Annotated in this window: 19 protein-coding genes; 11 read left to right on the forward strand and 8 right to left on the reverse strand. The window is 62.3% G+C overall.

The features are described from left to right. Positions 1 to 82 precede the first annotated feature (82 nt). Entirely contained in the window at positions 83 to 1,033 is a 951-nt protein-coding gene (locus tag E4P01_RS01410) for a GlxA family transcriptional regulator (protein WP_032876275.1), read from the forward strand. A gap of 95 nt (positions 1,034 to 1,128) precedes the next feature. Beyond that, positions 1,129 to 2,634, forward strand: a complete 1,506-nt coding sequence (locus tag E4P01_RS01415; RefSeq protein ID WP_216091229.1) for a winged helix-turn-helix domain-containing protein — start codon at positions 1,129 to 1,131, stop codon at positions 2,632 to 2,634. Here E4P01_RS01415 and E4P01_RS01420 read toward each other — a convergent pair. Both E4P01_RS01420 and E4P01_RS01425 read right to left on the reverse strand, forming a co-directional pair. Next, entirely contained in the window at positions 2,581 to 5,352 is a 2,772-nt protein-coding gene (locus E4P01_RS01420; protein ID WP_216091230.1) for a winged helix-turn-helix domain-containing protein, read from the reverse strand. The genes E4P01_RS01415 and E4P01_RS01420 overlap by 54 nt on opposite strands. 58 nt (positions 5,353 to 5,410) lie before the next feature. Further along, entirely contained in the window at positions 5,411 to 5,809 is a 399-nt protein-coding gene (locus E4P01_RS01425; RefSeq protein ID WP_005787660.1) for an AraC family transcriptional regulator, read from the reverse strand. Positions 5,810 to 6,012: 203 nt separating this feature from the next. Here E4P01_RS01425 and E4P01_RS01430 point away from each other — a divergent pair, with 203 nt between their 5' ends. The 5 genes from E4P01_RS01430 to E4P01_RS01450 all read left to right on the forward strand — a co-directional run bounded on the left by E4P01_RS01430 (position 6,013) and on the right by E4P01_RS01450 (position 11,220). Further along, the gene (locus tag E4P01_RS01430) at positions 6,013 to 6,918 is read left to right on the forward strand and encodes a LysR family transcriptional regulator (protein ID WP_032876265.1); all 906 of its coding nucleotides are present in this window, start codon (positions 6,013 to 6,015) and stop codon (positions 6,916 to 6,918) included. 124 nt (positions 6,919 to 7,042) lie between these two features. Further along, the gene (locus E4P01_RS01435) at positions 7,043 to 7,633 is read left to right on the forward strand and encodes an antibiotic biosynthesis monooxygenase (protein ID WP_078821115.1); all 591 of its coding nucleotides are present in this window, start codon (positions 7,043 to 7,045) and stop codon (positions 7,631 to 7,633) included. Beyond that, complete coding sequence (locus tag E4P01_RS01440; protein ID WP_032876260.1) at positions 7,630 to 9,468, forward strand: amidohydrolase; 1,839 nt, start codon at positions 7,630 to 7,632, stop codon at positions 9,466 to 9,468. Before E4P01_RS01435 ends, E4P01_RS01440 begins: the two co-directional genes overlap by 4 nt. Before the next feature lie 24 nt (positions 9,469 to 9,492). Next, positions 9,493 to 10,110 (forward strand): isochorismate family cysteine hydrolase YcaC, encoded by a 618-nt coding sequence (gene ycaC, locus E4P01_RS01445; protein WP_005787666.1) that lies wholly within the window; start codon positions 9,493 to 9,495, stop codon positions 10,108 to 10,110. A gap of 228 nt (positions 10,111 to 10,338) precedes the next feature. Beyond that, positions 10,339 to 11,220, forward strand: coding sequence for a LysR family transcriptional regulator (locus E4P01_RS01450; RefSeq protein WP_005787668.1), 882 nt, complete (start codon positions 10,339 to 10,341; stop codon positions 11,218 to 11,220). 44 nt (positions 11,221 to 11,264) lie between these two features. On the opposite strand, the gene E4P01_RS01455 is transcribed toward E4P01_RS01450, so the two are convergent. The 5 genes from E4P01_RS01455 to E4P01_RS01475 form a co-directional block, all read right to left on the reverse strand. Continuing rightward, on the reverse strand, positions 11,265 to 12,209 hold the full coding sequence (locus E4P01_RS01455; RefSeq protein WP_032876254.1) for a D-isomer specific 2-hydroxyacid dehydrogenase family protein: 945 nt from the start codon (positions 12,207 to 12,209) through the stop codon (positions 11,265 to 11,267). Further along, positions 12,206 to 13,375, reverse strand: coding sequence for an acyl-CoA dehydrogenase family protein (locus E4P01_RS01460; protein WP_216091231.1), 1,170 nt, complete (start codon positions 13,373 to 13,375; stop codon positions 12,206 to 12,208). The genes E4P01_RS01455 and E4P01_RS01460 overlap by 4 nt, the downstream gene beginning before the upstream one ends. Before the next feature lie 66 nt (positions 13,376 to 13,441). Continuing rightward, entirely contained in the window at positions 13,442 to 14,416 is a 975-nt protein-coding gene (locus E4P01_RS01465) for an ABC transporter substrate-binding protein (protein WP_078821117.1), read from the reverse strand. A gap of 82 nt (positions 14,417 to 14,498) precedes the next feature. Further along, positions 14,499 to 16,082, reverse strand: coding sequence for a rhodanese-related sulfurtransferase (locus E4P01_RS01470; RefSeq protein WP_216091232.1), 1,584 nt, complete (start codon positions 16,080 to 16,082; stop codon positions 14,499 to 14,501). Next, positions 16,079 to 16,690, reverse strand: a complete 612-nt coding sequence (locus tag E4P01_RS01475; RefSeq protein ID WP_078821119.1) for a cysteine dioxygenase — start codon at positions 16,688 to 16,690, stop codon at positions 16,079 to 16,081. Before E4P01_RS01475 ends, E4P01_RS01470 begins: the two co-directional genes overlap by 4 nt. A 213-nt stretch (positions 16,691 to 16,903) precedes the next feature. On the opposite strand from E4P01_RS01475, the gene E4P01_RS01480 reads away from it, so the two are divergent. Together E4P01_RS01480 and E4P01_RS01485 are read left to right on the forward strand one after the other, a co-directional pair. Further along, complete coding sequence (locus E4P01_RS01480; protein WP_032876242.1) at positions 16,904 to 17,809, forward strand: LysR family transcriptional regulator; 906 nt, start codon at positions 16,904 to 16,906, stop codon at positions 17,807 to 17,809. Positions 17,810 to 17,915: 106 nt separating this feature from the next. Beyond that, positions 17,916 to 18,710, forward strand: coding sequence for a class II aldolase/adducin family protein (locus E4P01_RS01485; protein ID WP_005787679.1), 795 nt, complete (start codon positions 17,916 to 17,918; stop codon positions 18,708 to 18,710). A 57-nt stretch (positions 18,711 to 18,767) separates the two neighbouring features. Here E4P01_RS01485 and E4P01_RS01490 read toward each other — a convergent pair whose 3' ends face one another. Then, entirely contained in the window at positions 18,768 to 19,850 is a 1,083-nt protein-coding gene (locus E4P01_RS01490; protein WP_216092160.1) for an LLM class flavin-dependent oxidoreductase, read from the reverse strand. Between the two features lie 314 nt (positions 19,851 to 20,164). Between E4P01_RS01490 and E4P01_RS01495 the strand changes: the two genes are divergently transcribed. Together E4P01_RS01495 and glsB are read left to right on the forward strand one after the other, a co-directional pair. Beyond that, a complete protein-coding gene (locus E4P01_RS01495; RefSeq protein ID WP_005787683.1) occupies positions 20,165 to 20,509 on the forward strand; it encodes a hypothetical protein in 345 nt (114 codons plus the stop codon). Between the two features lie 55 nt (positions 20,510 to 20,564). Next, on the forward strand, positions 20,565 to 21,473 hold the full coding sequence (gene glsB, locus E4P01_RS01500; protein WP_103734397.1) for a glutaminase B: 909 nt from the start codon (positions 20,565 to 20,567) through the stop codon (positions 21,471 to 21,473). The last annotated feature ends 152 nt before the right edge of the window (positions 21,474 to 21,625 follow it).

Genomic DNA, 21,625 nt, shown 5'->3' on the forward strand with positions numbered 1-21,625 from the left:
GAATTACTGTCAACTTCAGGTTGACAGTAAAAGTCGTGCCATAATGCCCGTCGCACTCCTTCTCGATGGACATTTCCCGCTTATGAAAACCGTGGCCATGGCGCTGTTCCCGGACTTCCTGCTGCTCGACATGGCCGGGCCGCTTGAAGTGTTTTCGATTGCCAACCGCTATCTGCCGGCGGCCGATCACTACCAGATCCTGACCATTGGCACGGAGCCTGGTCCGTTGCGGGCATCCAATGGTGTGGTGGTCCAGACCGATCTACTGTTGGAACAGGCCCAGGCGGCTTATGACCTGCTGCTGGTGCCGGGTGGCCCAGGTGCCTATAACGAGTGCCATCCCGCGTTGCTGCCTTGGCTGAAGGCCGCCGCGCCGCGTGCCCGGCGCTTCGGCTCGATCTGCACCGGGGCCTTTGTGCTCGGACATGCAGGTTTGCTCGACGCGCACCGCGTGACCACCCACTGGCACTACACCGAGCGCTTGATCAAGGCTTTTCCCAAGGCCATCGTCGAGACCGACCGCATCTACTTGCAGGACGGGCGCCTGATTACCTCCGGCGGCGTCACTGCGGGTATCGACCTGGCCCTGTCGGTGGTTGCCCAGGACCATGGCAAGCAAGTGGCGGTGGATGTGGCCAAAGTCTTGCTGGTGGTGATGAAGCGCCAGGGTGGCCAGGCCCAGTTCAGCCCCATGACGGCTGCGGTAGCGCCCCAGGAAACCGCGATCACCCGCGTGCAGAACCACGTGCTGGCGCATCTTGATCAGCCGTTTACCATCGAGTCCATGGCCGAACTGGCCGGCATGAGTGCACGCCATTTTGCGCGACTGTTCGCCAAGGACGTGCAGATGACGCCCATGGCGTTCTTGCAGGGCGCGCGCATCGACCGTGCCCGGCAACTGCTGGAAACCACCGACCTGCCGCTCAAGACCGTGGCGTTCCACGCAGGCTTTGGCAGCGTGCGGCATATGCGCTTTCTGTTCAGTGAAAAACTGGGCCTGAACCCGACCCAATACCGACAACAGTTCAGTTAACGACACAATGTCCGTCTGAGGCACTCGATTGTCCGTATCGCTCCCCGTGCCAGCATTGTCCTGTCATCGGTAGCTGGCAAGATAGGGCCGAGCCCATGGAAAAGGATGCGCAGGCACTCAAGCACGGGTGTTTCAGCGCAGTTACGGACATGCAAGATTCTGCGACGCTGAGCTTCGGCCCCTACACCTTTCATCGGCAACAGCGCCTGGTCAGCAAGTCTGGCTGGCCGGTGCCGTTGGGCGGGCGTGCGTTGGATATTCTTACGGTACTGCTGGAAGCGCCGGGGCAGTTCATCAGCAAGGCCACCTTGATCGAACGGGTCTGGCCCAACAGCGTCGTCGAAGACAATAACCTGCGCGTGCATATTGCCGCGTTGCGCCGGGCGCTGGACGGACGACGCCTGATCCTCAATCACCCCCAGCGTGGTTATTGTTTCATTGGCCCCGTGCAAGCCACTGTGCCGACGCTGCCGGCCGCGCATAACCTGGCTGCCCGGCTCAGCCCGGTGTTCGGTCGCGAAGAGCTGGTGAGCCTGCTGGCGCGGCGCTTGTCCGGGCAACGCTTGCTGACCCTCACCGGTGTGGCCGGCGTCGGCAAAAGTACGCTGGCCCTGGTCCTGGCCGAACGCGTGTTGTCGCGCTATCGCGACGGGGTGTGGTGGCTCGACCTGACCCAGATGCAAACCCTTGGCGAACTGCTTGCCAGCGTTGCCACGGTCATGCAGTTCAAGCCCACTGACAGCCTCGATGAGGTGTCTCGCCAGTTGGCCTCACGCCAACTGCTACTGGTGCTCGACGGTGCCGACCTGTTGCTCGGTGCCTGTCGAAAGCTGGTGCGCGCACTGCGCGAAAGAGCGCCCGAGGTGAGTATCCTGATCAGCAGCCGCGAACCCTTGCTGGCGCCCGGCGAGTGGGTGTTGCGTGTACCTGCGCTGGCACTGCCTTCACCGTCTGCGTGCCGCAGTGTCGAGCAGGCCATGGCGTGGCCCGCAGTGCAGCTGTTTGTCGCCCGCGCCCGCGCCAGCCAGCAGGATTTTGTATTGCGGCCGCAGGACCTGGCGCCGTTGCGCGATATTTGTCGACGCCTGGACGGTATCCCATTGGCCCTCGAACTGGCGGCCGCCCAGGTCGATGCGCTGGGCATCGGCGCAGTGCAGCAGCAGTTGCGCAGCGGCCTGCAGGGGCTGACGCGCGGTCGCCGCACAGCGGTAGAGCACCATCGCTCAATGACCGCGGCCCTGGATTGGAGCTACGAGCGTCTGAGCCTGCCGCAGTGCTGGCTGTTCTTGCAGTTGGGCTTGTTCAAGATGGCGGTCACCTTGCCTACATTGAGTGAGATGGTACGCGGTACCGAGCTTGAGCACGCCGACCTGACTTATCTGTTGGCGCGTCTGGTCAATACCTCGCTGCTGGTCATCGAGCCTGGTCTTGGCCCGCGGCGCTACCGGTTGCTCAACTGCGTGCGCAGCTATGCTTTGGCGCAATTGCGTGATCCGGACCAGGTGCAGCGGTTGCAGCAAGGTTATGGAGACTGCCTGGATGTGTGTTCAGGCCGGCCGTTTGTCTTGCAACTGGTCGAGCAGGCCGCGCACGCGCATTAAGTCCTGGGTGGCGAAGCCTTCGGTAAATTGCGCGTGGATCGGGCTCAGCAGGTTCCTGGCAGCCAGGCTGCGCCCTTGCTGTTGCCACAGTTGCGCCAGGGAGTGCGCACATCGCAGCTCCCAGGCGAGCGCGCCTTGCTGGCGCGCCAGGCCAAGGGCCTGGAGCAAGAGGGCTTCAGCGACGCGCATATCACCTTGACGCGCCAACTGTTCGGCGCGCACCCGCAGGATTTCCGCGGCGCACCAGCCGGCAGCGCCACTGTGTGCCCTTTCGATGGCGGCCGCGTCGGCTTCACGGGAGCCGAGTGTGATCAAGGTATCCTCGATCAGTCCCAGACCCTGCAAATGGTTGTCACCCAGGATGCCGGCGTAATGCCCGGCCCAGGTCTGGAACAGTTGCACTGAATGCTTGTGGGATTGCTCCAGCAGCAGCGTTTGCAACGCGTGTGCGTCGTCTTCGGCGCCGTTGTAGCGGGCGATTACCACGCTGGCCAACGCCAGGGTGTAGCAAATCGATGTGCCGTGATTGATCTGCAGCGCCAGCTCCAGCGCCTGGCTGGCGGTGCGCCAGGCGCGCTCGGGAAAGCCTTGCAGCCACAGAATTCTCGCCAGGACGGTCAGGGACGCGACGTTCTGGTCGTACTGCACGCCCACGCCATGGGCGAAGCGGTTCACGTGGCCACTGTGGGTCATGCGCTGCAGCACCTGCTCGGCATGGTGGCGGGCGAGCGGCTGATTGCCCATGTAGTGCTGGCCCAGCGCGCGCAAGCGTTGGACGCTGAGGTCCAGCAGCGGTTCGGTGCGCGGGTCGAGGCGCTCGAACTGTACGCTTTGCTCCAGCGCCTCGGCATAGCGTCCGGCACACAGGTTCACGGCCATATGGCCTGAGACCGCACGCAACTGGCCGGCCAGGTCCTGATTCATTTCGGCCAGGCGTGCGGCACCCACGAAGGCTGCGACGGTCTGGGGCGCGGGGCCCAAGGCATGGTACGAAAGACTGCCCAAAGCCAACTGCAATTGCAGGGTCAATTGGGTGCAAGGGGCCTTGACCTGATCAATCAGCGCCAGCGCCTTGTGCACATAACCGCCGTGCTCGCGCAGTAACGACAGCTCCTGCCACAGCGGCATCGCACTGACTGTCAGGCGAATGGCCAACAGGTGCTCGTTTTCCTCGGTAAAGCTCCAGTCGAGTGCGGCGCGCACGTCCTCGCGCAGCGGTGCGTAACGGTCGAGCCAGGGCTGCGTGGCGATCAGTTCCCAGTCGCCTTGCGCCTGTTCCATCAGCGCCAGGCACCTGGCGGCGTGGCGTTCGCGAGTGGCGTGCAGCTCGCCCGCCTGGCTGAGCTTTTCCAGGGCATAGGTGCGGGTAATATCCAGCAGGCGATAAACCATCTCGTCATCGCTGGCTTCCACGTTCAACAGCGACTTGGCCACCAGTTGCGTGATGGAGCCCAGCACCTGGGCCGGGGCAATGTTTTCCCCGGCGATCACCGCCGCCGCGCTGACCAGGCTGAAACCACCGCGAAACACCGCGAGCCGGCGCAGGCAGATTTTTTCGCATTCGGTGAGCAGGTCAAAACTCCAGTCGAGCGTAGCTCGCAGGGTTTGCTGGCGGGGCAGGGCACTGCGTCGCCCGCGGGTCAGCAGACGGAAGTTGTCCTCCATCTGCACCAGCAGCCCCTGCAAGCCAAAGCGTTCGATCTGCGCGGCGACCAGTTCGATCGCCAGGGGAATGCCGTCCAGGCGCTGACAAATATCGATTGCCAACGGCAGTTCGGCTTCGCTGAGGGCAAAGCTGTCCTGATGAGACATCGCCCGCTCGATCAGCAACTGCATGGCCGGGTAACCCAGGGCCTGGGCACGGTTGCCGGTGGCGGGCGGGCAGGCCAGCGGTTCGAGGCGTTGTACATGTTCACCCTCGGCGCGCAGGGCTTCGCGGCTGGTGCTGAGAATGTGCAGGTGCGGCGCATGGCGCAACAGGGTTTCGCTGATCAGGGCAATGTCGTCGAGCAGGTGCTCGCAATTATCGATCACCAGCAGCATCTGGCGCGCCTGCAGGCTGCGGGCGAAGCTGACCAGTGGCGCATTTTCGCCGGGAGTGAGGCCGAGCAGGGCGGCGAGATTGGGCAGGATCATCGATGCGGCGCTCAGCGGCGCCAGGTCCAGCAGATGAATCCCATCGCGGTAATGCCCGATCAGCAATTCGGCGACACGCAGGGCCACGGTGGTCTTGCCGATGCCACCGGCGCCGGTCAGGGTGATGAAGCGTTGCTGCGGCAGTTGCTGCACCAGCGCGTCGATCAGGGCCTGGCGGCCGATCATTCGCGTGCGTCGCAGCGGCAGGTTATGGCGCGGGCGCTGGGGGGCGCCGTCAGTGGGTAGCGTCATCGGTTCGATGCTCAGTGGCGCAACAAAGCTGTAGCCGCGCTGGGCGACTGTGACGATATAGCGCTGCCCGGCCTGGCCGTCACCCAGCGCCTTGCGCAACGCCGCCATGTGTACCCGCAGGTTGCCGTCTTCCACCACGCTTGTGGGCCAGACCCGCGCGATCAGCTCCTGCTTGCTCACCACATTGCCGGCCTGCTCCAGCAGGATCAGCAGGATATCCACCGCCCGCCGCCCCAGGCGCAACGGGCGACCAGCCTCCAGCACCAGGCGCTGGCGCGGGTGGATGCAGTAGGGGCCGAAGTGCACGGCCTGGTCGCTCAGGTCTGTCATGGTTGCCCAGGTTCTGGAGTAGGGGTTGGGCCAGCATATTCCAGCTGCGTCACGACCACTAGGCGGCGATCACGGCAGGCTTGGAGCGCGAGTGGTGATTTCGCCAGGTCATCGGGTTCACGCCTTCGCTACGCGTGAACATATGGCAGAAGTGCGCCTGGTCGCAGAATCCGCATTCCAGGCTGATTTGCGTGAGGCTCAAGGACGAACCGGTGATCAATTCCTTGGCCCGCAGAATCCGCTGCTGGCGAATCCATTCCTGGGGCGACACCCCGGTGGTGCATTTGAAGGCGCGGGAGAAATGGCTGCGCGACAAGGCGCAGGCCTGGGCCAGGTCGGCGATGGCCAGGCTTTCGCCGAGATTGGCGAGGATCAATTGCTTGGCGATGCGCTCGCGCCGGGGGCACAGGCCACCGGTGGCGGACAAACGAGGGGCATATTGCTCAAGTCGGGCCATGACAAATATCCGCAGTCGATGGGAGCGTTCCCGTGAATGGATGCAGTGTAGACGCGGCTTATCTTGTTGCCGGGCCGCCTGGCTGACGAGTTAATCGTTGTTAATTTCGCCAGGTGCCGTCGCATAAAAGACAGCACGGCTATGCAATCGCAGGCGTGCGGGGCATGCTTTGCTTGCCCTCTGCAAATTGTCTGGATACCGCCATGAACCGCAACGACCTGCGTCGCGTCGATATGAACCTGCTGGTGATTTTCGAGGCCCTGATGTTCGAAAAAAACCTGACCCGGGTCGCCGAGAAGCTCTTCATGGGCCAACCGGCGGTCAGCGCGGCGCTGGGCCGTCTGCGCGATTTGTTCGACGACCCGTTGTTGCTGCGCAACGGTCGCGGCATGGAGCCCACGCCACGTGCGGTGGCAATACTCAAGGAGCTGCAACCGGCCATGGACACCATCTCCGGCGCCGTCAGCCGCGCCAAGGATTTCGACCCTTCCACCAGTTGCGCGGTGTTTCGCATTGGCCTGTCCGATGACGCCGAGTTCGGGCTGTTTCCCGCGTTGCTCAGCCAACTGCGCGAAGAGGCCCCGGGCATCATCGTGGTGGTGCGCCGGGCCAATTACCTGTTGATGTCATCGTTGCTGGCCAGCGGCGAAATTTCGGTCGGGGTGAGCTACACCACCGAACTGCCGGCCAATGCCAAACGTAAGAAACTGCGGGATATTCCCTGCAAGGTGTTGCGCGGGGATGACGGTGAGGCGCCGCTGAGTCTGGATGACTACTGCGCCAGGCCCCATGCAATGGTGTCGTTTTCAGGGGACTTGAGCGGCAATATCGACCTGGACCTGGCGCGTATCGGCCGCTCGCGGCGGGTGGTGCTGGCGGTGCCGCAGTTCAGCGGGTTGCGCGCGTTGCTGGCGGGTACACAGATCATCGCGACCGTGCCGGACTACGCAGCGTGCGCGTTGACCGAAGGCACCCGCTTGCGGGCCGAGGATCCGCCGTTTGCGATTGATGCGGCGGAGCTGTCGATGGTCTGGAGCGGGGTGCATGACAATGACCCGGCGGAGCGCTGGCTACGCGGGCGGATTGCCGAGCATATGGCGGCGAGCTGACTGCCAAGTGACTGTCGGTGATCTCCTCCCACAGAAACCCAGACAGCACATACATCCAATTCCCAGTACCCCCGGCCCGGCAAACTCCTCCCATCGCTCAATCCTGCGGGGGAGTCACCCAATCATGGACCCAACACCTAAAACCAGCTCTGACGAAGTCGTCACGCTGGTCGTCAAGCACCGGGTCAAGCCCGGCCGTGAAACCGAGTACGAAGCCTGGCTACGCCGCATCGTGCGTATCGCTGGCGAACGCCCCGGCCACCTGGGCGTCGATGTGGTACGCAGCCAGCAAAACGGCACGGCCCTGTTCACCTGCGTATTGCGCTATAGCTCCACCGATGCCCTGGAACTGTGGCTCGACTCCCCACAACGCCAGGCCCTGATCGACGAAGCCGCGCCGATGCTGGCTGACGGCGATCAGACTGAAATCGGCGGCGCCAATGAGTTCTGGTTCGCCCCTCAGGCTGACGGCGCCGCCAAGCCGCCGCGCTGGAAGCAGGCGGTGGTCAGCCTGTTTGTGATCCTGCCGCAAACCTTGCTGCTGCCCTTTATCTGGGGGCCGATCCTGCGGCTGCATCCGTTTTTGTCCAACTACGTGGTCTCGACCTTTTTGGTCACCCTCACCATCGTGCTGTTGGTGGTGTACCTGCTGATGCCGGCAGCCACCCGCCTGTTCGCTCCCTGGCTTGAAGCCTCTGTAAAGGAAACCCTATGAACGCCGATCTGATTCTGTTCAATGGCCAGTTCCACACCGTGGACCGGGAAAACCCACGCGCCAGCGCCGTCGCCATTCGCGACGGGCGCTTCGTCGCTGTCGGCACTGACGGCGAGGCCATGGCCCTGCGCGGCAACGGCACCCAGGTGATCGACCTCAAGGGCCGCACCGTCATCCCCGGCCTCAACGACTCGCACCTGCACCTGATCCGCGGCGGGCTGAACTACAACCTTGAACTGCGCTGGGAGGGTGTGCCGTCCCTGGCCGATGCCTTGCGCATGCTCAAGGACCAGGCCGACCGCACGCCCACACCGCAATGGGTACGCGTGGTCGGCGGCTGGAACGAATTCCAGTTCGCCGAAAAACGCATGCCCACCCTGGAAGAACTCAACCAGGCCGCGCCGGATACGCCGGTGTTCGTGCTGCACCTGTACGACCGCGCCTTGCTCAACCGTGCGGCGCTGCGCGTGGCCGGCTACACCAAGGACACGCCGAACCCACCGGGCGGCGAGATCGTACGTGACAGCAACGGCAACCCCACCGGGATGCTGGTGGCGCGGCCCAACGCGATGATTTTGTATTCGACCTTGGCCAAAGGCCCGAAACTGCCGCTGGAATACCAGGTCAACTCCACCCGCCAATTCATGCGCGAACTCAATCGCCTGGGCCTGACCAGCGCTATCGATGCCGGCGGTGGTTTCCAGAACTACCCGGACGATTACGCGGTGATCGAGCAACTGGCCAAGGACCAGCAGTTGACGGTGCGCATCGCCTACAACCTGTTCACCCAAAAGCCCAAGGAAGAACTCAGCGACTTCAAGAACTGGACCGGCAGCGTCACCCTGCATCAGGGTGACGACTACCTGCGCCACAACGGTGCCGGGGAGATGCTGGTGTTCTCCGCTGCGGACTTCGAAGACTTCCTCGAACCACGTCCGGACCTGCCGCTGACCATGGAACAGGAGTTGGAACCGGTGGTGCGCCACCTGGTGGAACAGCGCTGGCCGTTCCGCCTGCACGCCACTTACGACGAATCCATCTCGCGTATGCTCGACGTGTTCGAGAAGGTCAACCGTGACATTCCGTTCAATGGCCTGCCGTGGTTCTTCGACCATGCCGAAACCATCACCCCGAAAAACATCGAACGGGTGCGCGCCCTCGGCGGTGGTATTGCGATCCAGGATCGCATGGCGTTCCAGGGTGAGTACTTTGTCGAGCGCTATGGCGCCAAGGCCGCCGAAGCCACGCCACCGATCAAACGCATGTTGGCCGAAGGCGTGCCGGTAGGGGCGGGCACCGATGCCACGCGGGTCTCCAGCTATAACCCCTGGACCTCGTTGTACTGGATGGTCAGCGGCCGCACGGTCGGCGGTCTGGAGCTGCACGCCGAGGGCTTGCCGCGCCTTACCGCGCTGGAATTGTTTACCCACGGCAGCGCCTGGTTCTCGTCCGAGCAGGGCAAGAAAGGCCAGATCAAGGTCGGCCAGTTGGCGGACGTGGCCGCGTTGTCGGCGGACTTCTTCAGTGTCGATGAAGAAGCCATCAAGTGGATCGAGTCGGTACTCACCGTGGTCGGCGGCAAGGTCGTCTACGGCGCTGGCGACTTCGAAGATTACGCCCCGCCGCGCGTGCCGGTGCTGCCGGACTGGTCGCCGGTGGCCAAGGTGCCAGGGCACTGGCGCCCGACTTCGCCGATGCAGGCGCAGGTACATCAGTGCAGCGGCCCGTGCGGCGTACACGCCCACAGCCATGAAAAAGCCCGTCTTTCCAGCGTGCCGGTCAGCGACTTCCAGGGTTTCTGGGGCGCGTTCGGCTGCTCGTGCTTTGCCTTTTAATCAGCAAATCGAAGGAGTTAACCCATGACTTACAAGCGCTTGAACAAAGATGACGCCGTTGTCCTGCTGGTCGATCACCAGACCGGTCTGATCTCCCTGGTGCAGGATTTTTCCCCCAACGAGTTCAAGAACAACGTGTTGGCCCTGGCCGACGTAGCCAAGTTCTTCAACCTGCCGACCATCCTGACCACCAGCTTTGAAAGCGGCCCCAACGGCCCACTGGTTCCGGAACTCAAGGCACTGTTCCCGGACGCGCCGTACATCGCTCGCCCTGGCCAGATCAACGCCTGGGACAATGAAGAGTTCGTCAAGGCCGTCAAGGCCACCGGCCGTAAGCAGATCATCATTGCTGGTGTGGTGACGGATGTGTGCGTTGCCTTCCCGACCCTGTGCGCCCTGGCCGAAGGCTTCGAGGTGTTTGTGGTCACTGACGCCTCCGGCACCTTCAACGAGACCGTGCAACAAGCTGCCTGGGCACGTATGACCGCCGCGGGTGCGCAACTGGTGAACTGGTTCTCGGTGGCCTGCGAGCTGCAAGTGGACTGGCGCAACGACATGGAAGGCCTGGCCAACCTGCTGTCGCCGCGCATCCCCAACTACCGCAACCTGATGAACAGCTACTCGGCGTTTACTGCCAAATAACCGGTTCTCGAAACTTGTAGGTAATCCCTGTGGGAGGGGCGGTGCGACGATTCGACTTGCTCCCGATAGCGGTGTAACAGTCAGCGCTGTTGTGTCTGACCCACCGCTATCGGGAGCAAGTCGAATCGTCGCACCGCCCCTCCCACATTTGATTGTGTTCATATTTTTGGTTTGTGGCGTGGCCACTGGCAGGTTATAAAACAGCCCATCGTCCACCGAGTAGCGACAATGAACCCCTTCGAAGACATGCGCCTGTTCTGTCAGGTCATGGAGTCCGGCAGTTTCACCGCCGCCGCCGAGCAACTGGGCCTGTCCAAGCAATTTGTCAGCCGCCGCCTGATCCAGCTGGAAGAACGCCTGGGCGTGCGCCTGCTCAATCGCTCCACGCGGCGCCTGGATGTCACGCCACTGGGCCAGAGTTACTACGAATCCGCCTTGCGCCTGCTCAGTGATGTCGAGCAGGTGGAGCAGGGCATTGCCGGGCAGAACAGCGAACCGCGCGGCACGATTCGCCTCAGTGCGCCGCTTTCGTTTGCCATGGCGCACTTGGGTTGCCTGCTGCCGCTGTTCCTGCAGCGCTATCCCGACGTGTCGGTGGAGGTTGATCTCAGCGACCGCCCGGTAGACCTGATCGGCGAAGGCTACGACTTGGTGCTGCGGATCGGCACCCTGGAAGACTCCACCTTGATCGCCCGCCGTATCGCCAGCATCCCGAGGGTGTATTGCGCCAGCCCCGATTACCTGGCGTTGCGCGGCACGCCGCAAAAACCTGACGACCTTGCCGACCACGATTGCCTGCCCTACGGTCACGGCCGCCAGGTGCAATGGCGTTTCAAGGGCAAGCTGCAAGCGCTGAATGTGAGCGGGCGCATGCGGGTCAACAACGGCGATTTGCTGCGTGACACCGCCATTGCCGGGCTGGGGGTTACCTACCTGCCGACGTTCATAGTCGGCGAGGCATTGAAGGACGGTCGCCTGGTCAGCGTATTGGACGAGTTCGCGCCCGAAGCCCTGACGTTGTCGGCGGTGTACCCCCAGCACCGGCAGAGTTCACGGCCGGTACAGGCGTTGGTCGAGTTCCTGCGTGAACGCCTGGCTGGCGGCTGCTGATAAGTGTGGGAGCAGGCAAGCCAGCTCCTGTACTTTGAATAGCGTCAGGCGTTTGCTACGTTGGTTAATTCAAGGCCCGCCACATACCGCTCCAGATTCGCCAGGAACGTATCCGCAATCTCCTCCTTGCTGTTGGTAGAGATCGCCGACGTATGCGGCGACAACCGCACCCTGGGATGGGTATACAGCGGATGCCCGTCCGGCAACGGCTCCGGCTCGGTCACGTCGAGCGATGCCAGCCCGATCTGCCCGTTATCCAGCGCCTCCAGCAGCGCCTCCTGATCCAGCAAGCCACCGCGTGCGATGTTGATCAGGTGCAGCCCCGGCTTGGCGCTGCCCAGTACGTCACGGTTGATAACGTGCCGCGTTGCCTCGGTCAGTGGTGCCGCCACCACCAGGTGGTCGGCGCGGGCGAACAGGTCGTGGATGTCAGTGGCGGCCTCCACGCCGGCGCTGAACGGAGCCTGGCTCTGACGCAGCGCGATCACCTTGAGGCCAAGGCCCAGGGCTTTTTGCGCCAGGCTTTCACCAATCGCCCCAAAGCCCAAGATACCCAGGGTGGTACCTTTGAGCGGGCGCAGGGCGGTGAAATTCCACTGCGAGTCTTTCACCCAGATGTCCGGCAGGTGTTTGGCGGCGGCAAAGATTGCTGCCAGGGCGAATTCGGCCAGGTTGTCGGCCGCGCTGCCCCTGGACGTGCTCACAGGCGGGCCGTTGAACAGCCACTGCGGGTAGAAGTCGATGCCCGATGACACCAGGTGCACCCATTGCGCGCCGTAGGGCCAGCCCGGTGGGGGCGTGTCGGGGGCGATATAGCCGCGCACATTGATCGGGCGCAACAGCAGGATATTGGCCTGGGGTGGCAGGTCGTTCGGCGCACCCACCGGCACACCGATCACCTGAGCTTGGGGGTGCAGCGGCGCCAGTCGTTCGCGAATGACCTGGTTGAAGTCTTCGTCCAACTGGCTGGCAATTATCACGTGGCTCATGGGCGCTCCTTCTGGTGTTGGGTAAACACGGCTCTGCCGACACCTTGCAGCACGGCGTCGTTTTGTGGGGTATGCACGCGGCTGCACAGCACATCGCGGTAATGCCGTTGCAGTGGGCTATGGCGTGACAAGCCTGGGTTGCCCGAGGCTTCGATGGCCAGCTCGACGGCACGGATCGCGTTACCGGTCACCAGGTATTTCAATTGTGCGGCGTTGGCGGCCGGCGTGTGGCCTTCGGCGGCAGCCTCAAGCAGGCTGCGATTGGCGAACAGCAAGGTGTCGATATGGCCGACGGTTTCCTGAAAGCGCGGCAAAGTGGACAGCGCAGCACCCAGGTTGGATGGCTTGCGCTCTTGCAGCCAATTCACCAACCAGTCCCGCGCCGCCTGGGCCACCGCGTCGTAAACCGACGACAGCAGCACTGACATCCACAGCAAGCCTTCGCCATCCAGTTCCGGTTGCGGCGCGCTAAAGGGGCTGACGCTGACGGCGTGGTCCAGTGGCACCAGTACGTTGTCGAGCACCACCTCGTGGCTGCAAGTGGCGCGCATACCCAGGTGATCCCAGGTGTCGATGATGCTCACGCCGGGGCTGTCCTTGGCCACCAGCCAGGCGCCCACCAGCGGGTCTGCGTCGTCGCTGCGCGCCCATACGCTGAACCAGCTCAATCCATGGCTGCCGGTGGAGTAGAGTTTGCGCCCGCTGATACGCCAGCCGTCAACGGTGCGCACGGCGGTGGTGGCGGGTAAACCGCCACGGGCCGGTGTGCCCAGGTCCGGCTCGACGCGCAGGGCATTGATCAGCGCACCGTTGCGCACCGCGTCCTCGGCGATGCGTACGCGCAGGTGCCGGGGCCAGGTTTTGCTGTCTTGCAGGCGGGCGTGTTGCAGGTACTGCATCACCAGGATCAGCGCGGTGGATGGCTCGCCCTTGGCGACGGCGCTGATGGCCTTGCGCGCCTGTGCCAGGCTGGCACCGCCGCCGCCGAGGGCGCTGGGGACGGTGAGGGCGACCAGGCCGTGTTGGTGCAACAGGTTGAAGTTGGCGTGGGGGAAGGCGCCGCTTTCGTCATAGACATGAGCGGTCCCGGCCAGTTCGGCGCTGAGGCGGGTGAGCGTGGTGTCGAAATCGACGACGTCTACAGCGCGTAGAGACGAGTGAGTCATCAGCATGTACTCGGTCAAGTGTGGGAGGGTGTCTAGCCTTGAGCGGGGCTCGCACTGCATCCCTCTTTAGCGCGAGGCCTGGTCGAGGGTGGCACGCTTGGCGTTAAAGCTTGGGTCGAAGCCTTGGGAGACATCGATGCGATTGGGCAGCAGCCCCTCTTTTACATACGTGTCGGCGGTGGCTTGCAGGCCGCTGATCACCGCGTCGTCAATCGCGACCGGCGACAGGTGAGTGTCCTTGGCCACTTCGATATGCACGGCCAGCGGCAAGCCGGTGATCCTGGCCTGGGCGGCGGCATACTCATCGGGGTGGGCGTTGGCCCAAGCGTAGGCGCGGTCAACCCGTGCGACAAAGTCGTCCAGTTGCGCGCGCTTGTCGGCAATGGCCTGGCCGGTCGCAGCGAAGTACAGGTGATTGCTCAGCACGTGTTTACCGCTGACCAGCACGCGAGCGTTGCTCTGTGAGGTGACCACGGTGGTGTACGGGTCCCAGGTGGCCCAGGCGTCTGCAGTGCCGTTGTCCAGCACCAGCCGCGATTCGGCAGGCAGCAGGAATATGAACTGCACATCCTGAGTGCTCAGGCCCGCATCGTTCAGGGCCCTGATCGCCAGGTAATGCCCGATGGAGCCGCGCCCGGTGACGATTTTTTTGCCTTTGAGATCGGCCGCGGTCTTGATCGGCGAGTCCTTGGGCACCAGCAGCGCGGTGGTGTTACGCCCTTGTGCATGGATGATGCTGATCACTTTGAGCGATGCGCCGGCGCCCAGGGCGAACACATAAGGAGCGTCACCGAGGGCGCCGACATCAACGGCGCCGGCATTCAGCGCTTCGCCCAAGGGCGAGGCCGAGGGGAATTCCGACCACTTGATTTCGTAGGGCACGTTGCGGGTTTCGCCAGAGGCTTCCAGCAGCGCCTTGATCGTGGATTTCTGGTTGGCCACGCGCAGCGGTTGCAGGTCGGCAGCCTGTACGCTGGACAGCAGGCCGAGGGCCAGGGCGGCGCCCAGCAGCAGGTGTTTGAAAGGGATGGCGTACAGCATGGGACACACTCCAGGCGTTGGATAAGGGGGATACCTCCACCTGGAGAAGGGGTCGGATAGGCGAAAACGATGCAGCAGCAGGTCAGATCACGTAGAAACCATGGGTGCCGTCGCGGGCCAGTTGCTCGACCAGGCCGAACTCCCAATCCAGGTAAGCCTGCATGGCTTCCCGTGGGTTGTCGGTGCCTTCGTAGGGGCGACGGTAGCGGTCGATACGCGGTGAGGCGAGGTGGGTTTCGCCTTCCTCCAGGGGCAGTTGCGCGGCGATCCAGGCGGCAGTGCCGTCCTGCAACACGAACACCTGCTGGCCGGTCAGCGCTTGCACCTCGGCCACCGCCAGGCGTGCCAATTGGCTGCTGCCGCAGGTCAATACGTAGCGCTGGGCACGCGGCACCTTGGCCAGGGCCTGGGGCAGTTGCGCACGCAGCACCCACCAGGCACCGGGGATATGGCGTTTGACGTAATTGGCGCTCGCGGTGAAGTCCAGCACCACGGTGTCACCATGGCCCAGCCAGTCGGCGAGGGTGTGCGGGCTGATCAGTTCGGCCTGGGGTGGCGCAGGCACTGGCGCGACCCACCCGCCGCGTTCGCTGAAGTGCTCGGCTTGCAGATCATCCAGCACGTGCACTTGCCAACCCAACTGAGCCAGCCAGGAGGCGGACATATTGGCACGCACGCCGTCATCATCGACCAGCACCAGGCGCGCACCGCGGACGCTGGCGACATGATCGGTCTCCTGCACCAGTTGCCCGCCGGGTGTGGCGCGTGCCCCGGGCAGGTGCCCGGCTTCGAATTCTTCCGGGGTGCGCACATCGAACAGGTAGGTGGTGCGCGTCGTGTCCTGCTGCCAGTGGTGTAGATCGTCAAGGGTGGCGCGGCCGACACGGGCCTTGTCGGCAGCGCGGCGTGCAGCCTCGGCGGCGGGTTGGCGATGTTCCTCTGGCGTTGGCGCGAAGCGGCGGGCTTGGCTGTGGGCAAGTGTTTGCCCGGCCAGGGTCCAGCCGATGGTGCCGTTGCGTAGCGCCGCGACCGGGTTGGGAAGGCCGGCATTGATCAACGACTGGGTACCAATAATGCTGCGGGTGCGCCCGGCGCAGTTGACGATAATGCGCGTGGCCGGGTCTGGCGCCAGTTCGCGGGCGCGCAAGACCAGCTCGGCACCCGGCACGCTGATACCGGTTGGAATACTCATGGTCTGGTATTCGTCGAAACGGCGGGCATCGAGCACCACCACATCGGCCTGGCTGTCGAGCAGGGCCTGGACTTCTTCAGCGGCCAGGGATGGCGTGTGGCGCTGGCTTTCCACCAGCTCGCCAAAGGCTTTGCTCGGCACGTTGACGTCGATAAACAGCTCGCCACCCGCGCGGCGCCACCCGTCCAGTCCCCCCTCAAGCAGGCTGACCTGGGTGTAGCCCAGCTCAAGTAGACGTTCGGCAGCGCGGCTGGCCAGCCCTTCACCGTTGTCATACAGGGTGACCTGGGTATCGCGGCGTGGAATGCGTGCGTACACCTCCAGTTCCAGCTTGGACAGCGGGATATTGGCGGCGAACAACGGGTGGGACTCGGCAAACGGCGCTTCTTCACGCACGTCGATCAACGCCAGCTCCTCACGGTCCAACAGGGCCTGACGAATCTGGGCAAAGCTGCGGGTCGATACGGTGGTCATAGGGCAGGGCTCTTTTCTTTGGACAGGTCCCAGATGTTCGGGAGCGTGGCGTTGGAATAACCGGAGATAAACAATTTTTCGCTGCCGTCGGGCTGGTACACCGCACGGCGTACCGCACCGATATTAGCGCCGTATACATGGATGCTGATGGACACCTGATCGCGGTGGGCATTGCTGACCTGATGGATATCGCCGATCTTGGGCGATACCGCCTCGACCTGGCCCGGCAGCAGCTGGACGGGTGAGCCTTGCGCCACCAGGCTGCCGTCGGGCGCACGTGCAAAGCCCTGGGAAAACTCAGCGCCCCGCAACATGCCGATCAGCCCCCACACCCGATGGTCATGAATCGGCGTGCTTTGCCCTGGCCCCCACACAAAACTGACCAGGCTGAAACGCTGGCGCGAATCGGCATGCAGCAAAAATTGCTGATAGCGCTCGGGATCGGGCTGGGCGAACTCGTCGGGGAGCCAGTCATCATGGCTGACCAGTTGCGCCAGCAGCTTGCCGCCGCGGTGCAGCAGGTCGCCTTCACGTGGGTTGGCGTCGATCAATTCCGCCAGGGCGCCTATGAAGGCTCTGAGTCTCTCGGGGTGTCGGGCCTGGGGCATGACCATTCCATCGTGCTGTTGTGATGGGTTTATATAAGCATAATGTTTATAGTTAATATGCTATTTTTTAATGATTAGCTTATAGCCACAGGTAATTTAGAACCGCCGTGAATAGCGTTAGACGTTATCGATCCCAAGGTGGGCTATCCAGAGCGGTGTGCGACAACTATGCTTCACGCACATCTTAATGACTGATCTCTATGTGCGGCCCAAATGAAAATTGACGATATCGATGCCTTTGTCGAAGTGATTCGTTGCCAGTCCATCAGCCATGCCGCCGAGTCGTTGCAACTGACCCAGCCGGCTATTACCCGCCGTGTGCAGAACTTTGAGCAGGCGCTGGGGGTGGAGCTGTTCGACCGCAACACCAAACCCCTCAAGCCGACGCTGATCGGCACCCGCGTCTATGAACAATGCCGGCTGATCTTGCGTGAGATGGATGCCCTGCGCGAACTGGTGGCCACCGATGCACCGCCCACCGGCGTGTTACGCCTGGGCGTCCCGCAAACCATTGGCGATGTGGTGTTGCTGGATGCGCTCAAGCACCTGCGCACTGAATACGCCGACCTGCGCGCCCAGGTTGCCACCGGCTGGGGCAGCCAATTGGTCGGCAAGATCGAACGCGGCGAACTGGATGCGGCGGTGGCGTTGTTCCCGGCGGGCAAGATTTTCCCGGACAACGTTGTCGGCGAGTCCATCGGCAAGATGGAACTGGTGGTGGTCTGTGCCAAGGCGCAGCTGCCGAAGAAGCCTTGCAAGCTGGCGGACGTGTACCAGAACGGCTGGATCCTCAACCCGGATGGTTGCGGCTTCCGTGCCGGGTTGCAGCGCACCTTGTCGGACCAGGGCCTGGCGTTGCGGGTCAACCTGGAAACCTTCGGCACCGAGTTGCAACTGGGTCTGGTGGCGGATGGGCTGGGCCTTGGCCTGGTGCCACGTCCGTTGCTGGAACGCAGCGCTCAGCGCGAGCACCTGGCAGTGATGCCGCTCAAGGATTTCAAACCGGTGATGGATTTGTGGCTGATCTATCCGCACTTTCTCGGCAACCTGCAAGGGCCGGTGGATGCGTTCGGGCAATGGGTGGCGGCTTCTTTGCATAAGGTTCGGGAAGTGGCGTGATATGAAAAAAAATAATAATTAGCTTAGATTAAAATGTGCTTTTTATTATTTTTTTGCTTCCCCTAGGCTGGCCTGACGTCCTTAAGGCCATCCAGGAAGTTTTGTCATGAGCAGCGTCACCTCGCTATCGAGTGTTTCCAATACTGTCCGCCAACGTGTTACGCCAGAGGAATGGGAGGTGCGTGTCAAACTGGCCGCCGCCTATCGCCTGGCGGCCCTGTACAAGTGGACCGACCATATCTATACCCATTTCTCGGCCCGTGTGCCGGGGCCCGATGAGCATTTCCTGATTAACGCCTTTGGGCTGTTGTTCGATGAAATCACTGCGTCCAACCTGGTTAAGGTCGATCTGGACGGCACTCTCGTCGATGATCCTACGGGCCTTGGCATCAACTACGCCGGTTATGTGATCCACAGCGCCATTCACGGCGCGCGTCACGATTTGCAAGCGGTGCTGCACACCCATACCCGCGACGGCATTGCCGTGTCAGCGCAGAAAGGCGGCTTGCTGCCGATCTCCCAGCACGCCATTGCGTTCTCAGGGCGCGTGGCCTACCACGGCTATGAAGGCGTGGCCCTGGACCTGGACGAGCGCGAGCGGCTGGTCGCGGATTTGGGCGACAAGAGCGTGATGATCCTGCGTAACCATGGCTTGTTGACGGCGGGTGTCAGCGTTGAGCACGCCTTTCAGCAACTGCAAGGCCTGGAGCGCGCGTGCAATATCCAGATTGCTGCGCAGGCGGCGGGGAATGCCGAGTTGGTTTTCCCGCCCGCAGAGGTGGTAGCCAAGGTCGAGCAGCAGGCCAAGGTGTTCAGCAATGGGGAAGGGCCGGGCGTGGCACGGCATTGGAATGCGCTGGTACGCCAGTTGGAGCGCACTGATACCGACTACAAGAACTGATCCTGAGTGCGCAGCAAATCAAATGTGGGAGGGAGCAAGCCCCCTCCCACATTGTTCTTAAGCTACTTGTTGGGCCTGTTCCCTCTCTGCGACCAACTGGCGGGTGAGGGGAATCAACTTCTTGCCATAGTCGATCGCATCATTGAGCGGATCGAACCCGCGGATCAGGAAAGTGGTAATCCCCAGATCGTAATAATCCAGCAGCGCCTCGGCCACTTGCTCAGCCGTGCCCACCAACGAGGTGGAATTACCCTGTGCTCCGAGCAACCCGGCAATTCCGGTCCACAAACGCTTATCCAGCCGCGACCCCTGCGCCGCCGCCGCCAGCAAGCGCCGCGAACCCTCATTTGGCGGTTCACGGCGCACAAAACCATGCTGCTCGGCCAGTGTTGTGGCCTGCTGCAAAATCTGCTCGGCGCGCTGCCAGGCCAACTCCTCGGTCTCGGCGAGTATCGGGCGCAATGACAGGCTGAAGCGAATCGTACGCCCATGCCTGGCCGCTTCTGCCCGCACCTGGGTCACCACTTCGCGTACCTGTTCATAGGTCTCCCCCCACAGCGCATACACATCCGCGTGCTTGCCGGCCACTGCGATCGCAGCAGCTGAGGAACCGCCAAAGTACAGTGGAATATGCGGTTGTTGCGGCGACTTCACCGTGGAGTGCGCGCCTTGCACTTGGTAGTACGTGCCGGTGAAGTCGAAGGGATGCTCGCTGGTCCATTCCTGGCGCACCACGCTCAGGTACTCGTCGGTGCGCGCATAGCGTTCATCCTTGCCGATATGGCTGCCATCGGCACGCAGTTCGTTGTCATCGCCACCGGTGATGATGTGCACGGCGGTACGCCCTCCGTTGAACACATCCAGCGTGGCGAACTGGCGGGCAGCCAGGGTGGGCTGGGCAAAGCCCGGGCGGTGGGCGATAAGAAATTGCAGTCGGGTGGTGACGCTGGCCGCATGGGCCGCGATCAACGTGCTGTCCGGGCTGTTGGAGTGGAATGCCACCAGAGCGCGGTCGAACCCCGCCGTTTCGTGGGCACGGGCTACGCTTTCGACATAGTCCGGTTGCAGGGTCGGGCCGCTGCGTGGATGGATTTCCGAGGCGTGATGGCCGCCGATATAGCCGATGAATTCGATGCTCATGGTCAGGTCCTTGTCGAGGTCGGTAAACAAGCCTCCACCGGGCAGGGGGTCGGTCCGTCGCATGAAAGTAGGGCTCACGGGCGAATCTGTAAAATGCCGATTGGTTCTAACCTAATTATAAAATTAAAGAATAATTATGATTGATTATTATAGAAGCTGTCTTTTGGCTTTGATCTCAAATGGAGAGCGTTTATAGATAAGGCCTCTAAAAAACTGTTCTCGGACGTGGCGCATTTCTAATGCCTCGCCTTGGCTCGACAGCGCCTGCAAATGAACTACCTTGAGTGACGAGCCCTCCCAATCGGTACTCAAGTATGCGCAGCTTATGGACGCGGTATCTGGCGTTGCTGGAAAACGATCTGAGCACCCAGATTTTCGACAACGTGAAGAACCTGTTGGTGTGCGCGCTGTTGTTTGCAGCGGGTACCGATACGTTGATGGGGCGGCGTGAGTTATTTATCGGGGTGTTCGCTTCCAACGTCGCTGGTTGGGGGCTGATTATCCTGTCGGCGTTGTTGATGTTGTTGAATGTCAGTGACGGTATCCGCCGACTCGCCAGGTTGCCTTATCACCTGGCGCTGCAAGTGTTATTGATCCTGGTGTATGTGGTGATTGCAGAGCGGGTGGTAGAGATTGTGTGGGGCTTCCGCGCTCATTAACGTATCCTCCGCGCCTCGCTTATCACTGATTTAAACAAAGATGACAGGACAAGACATGCAGGCGCTGCTGGAGTCGATTCTCGACGAAGTGCGCCCCCTGATCGGCCTCGGCAAAGTGGCCGACTACATCCCTGCGCTGGCCGACGTGCCCGCCGACCAACTGGGCATTGCGGTCTACGGCAACGATGGCACGGCCTACAGCGCCGGTGATGCCGACACACTGTTCTCGGTGCAAAGCATCTCCAAGGTCTTCAGCCTGGTGCAGGCTATCGATCACGGCGGCGAGAGCATCTGGGAACGCCTGGGCCACGAACCTTCGGGGCAACCGTTCAACTCCATGGTGCAACTGGAATTCGAACGCGGCCGCCCGCGCAATCCGTTTATCAATGCCGGCGCTCTGGTGATCTGCGACATCAACCAATCGCGCTTTGCGGTGCCGATCTTGTCGATGCGCGACTTTGTACGGCGCCTGTCGGGTAACCCGCAGATCCTGGTCAATAGCGTGGTCGCCGAATCCGAAGCCCAGCACGGTGCGCGCAATGCGGCCATGGCCTACCTGATGAAATCCTTCGGCAACTTCCATAACGATGTGGACGCGGTGCTGCACAGCTACTTCAACTATTGCGCGCTGCAGATGAGCTGCCTGGACTTGGCCCGGGCCTTCAGTTTCTTGGCCAATGAAGGCGTGAGTGCCCACAGTGGCGAGCAGATTTTGACAGCGCGCCAGACCAAGCAGGTCAACTCGATCATGGCTACCAGCGGGCTGTATGACGAGGCGGGCAATTTTGCCTATCGCGTTGGGTTGCCGGGCAAGAGCGGGGTAGGCGGGGGGATCGTCGCGGTGGTACCGGGGCAGTTTACGGTGTGCGTGTGGTCGCCGGAGTTGAACGCGGCAGGGAACTCGCTGGCGGGGATGAAGGCGTTGGAATTGTTGAGTGAGCGGATTGGGTGGTCGGTGTTCTAGGGGCGAGTGGAACGCTGATCAACAGGCGCTATAAAAACACAATGTGAGAGGGGGCTTGCTCCCGATAGCCGTGTGTCAGATATAAATTAATTGACTGACGCACCGCTATCGGGAGCAAGCTGAACTGGTCCAGTGATTTCGGACATTCTTTT

The organism is Pseudomonas sp. NCIMB 10586 (genome assembly GCF_023127895.1).
GTDB classification, from domain to species: Bacteria; Pseudomonadota; Gammaproteobacteria; order Pseudomonadales; family Pseudomonadaceae; genus Aquipseudomonas; species Aquipseudomonas synxantha_A.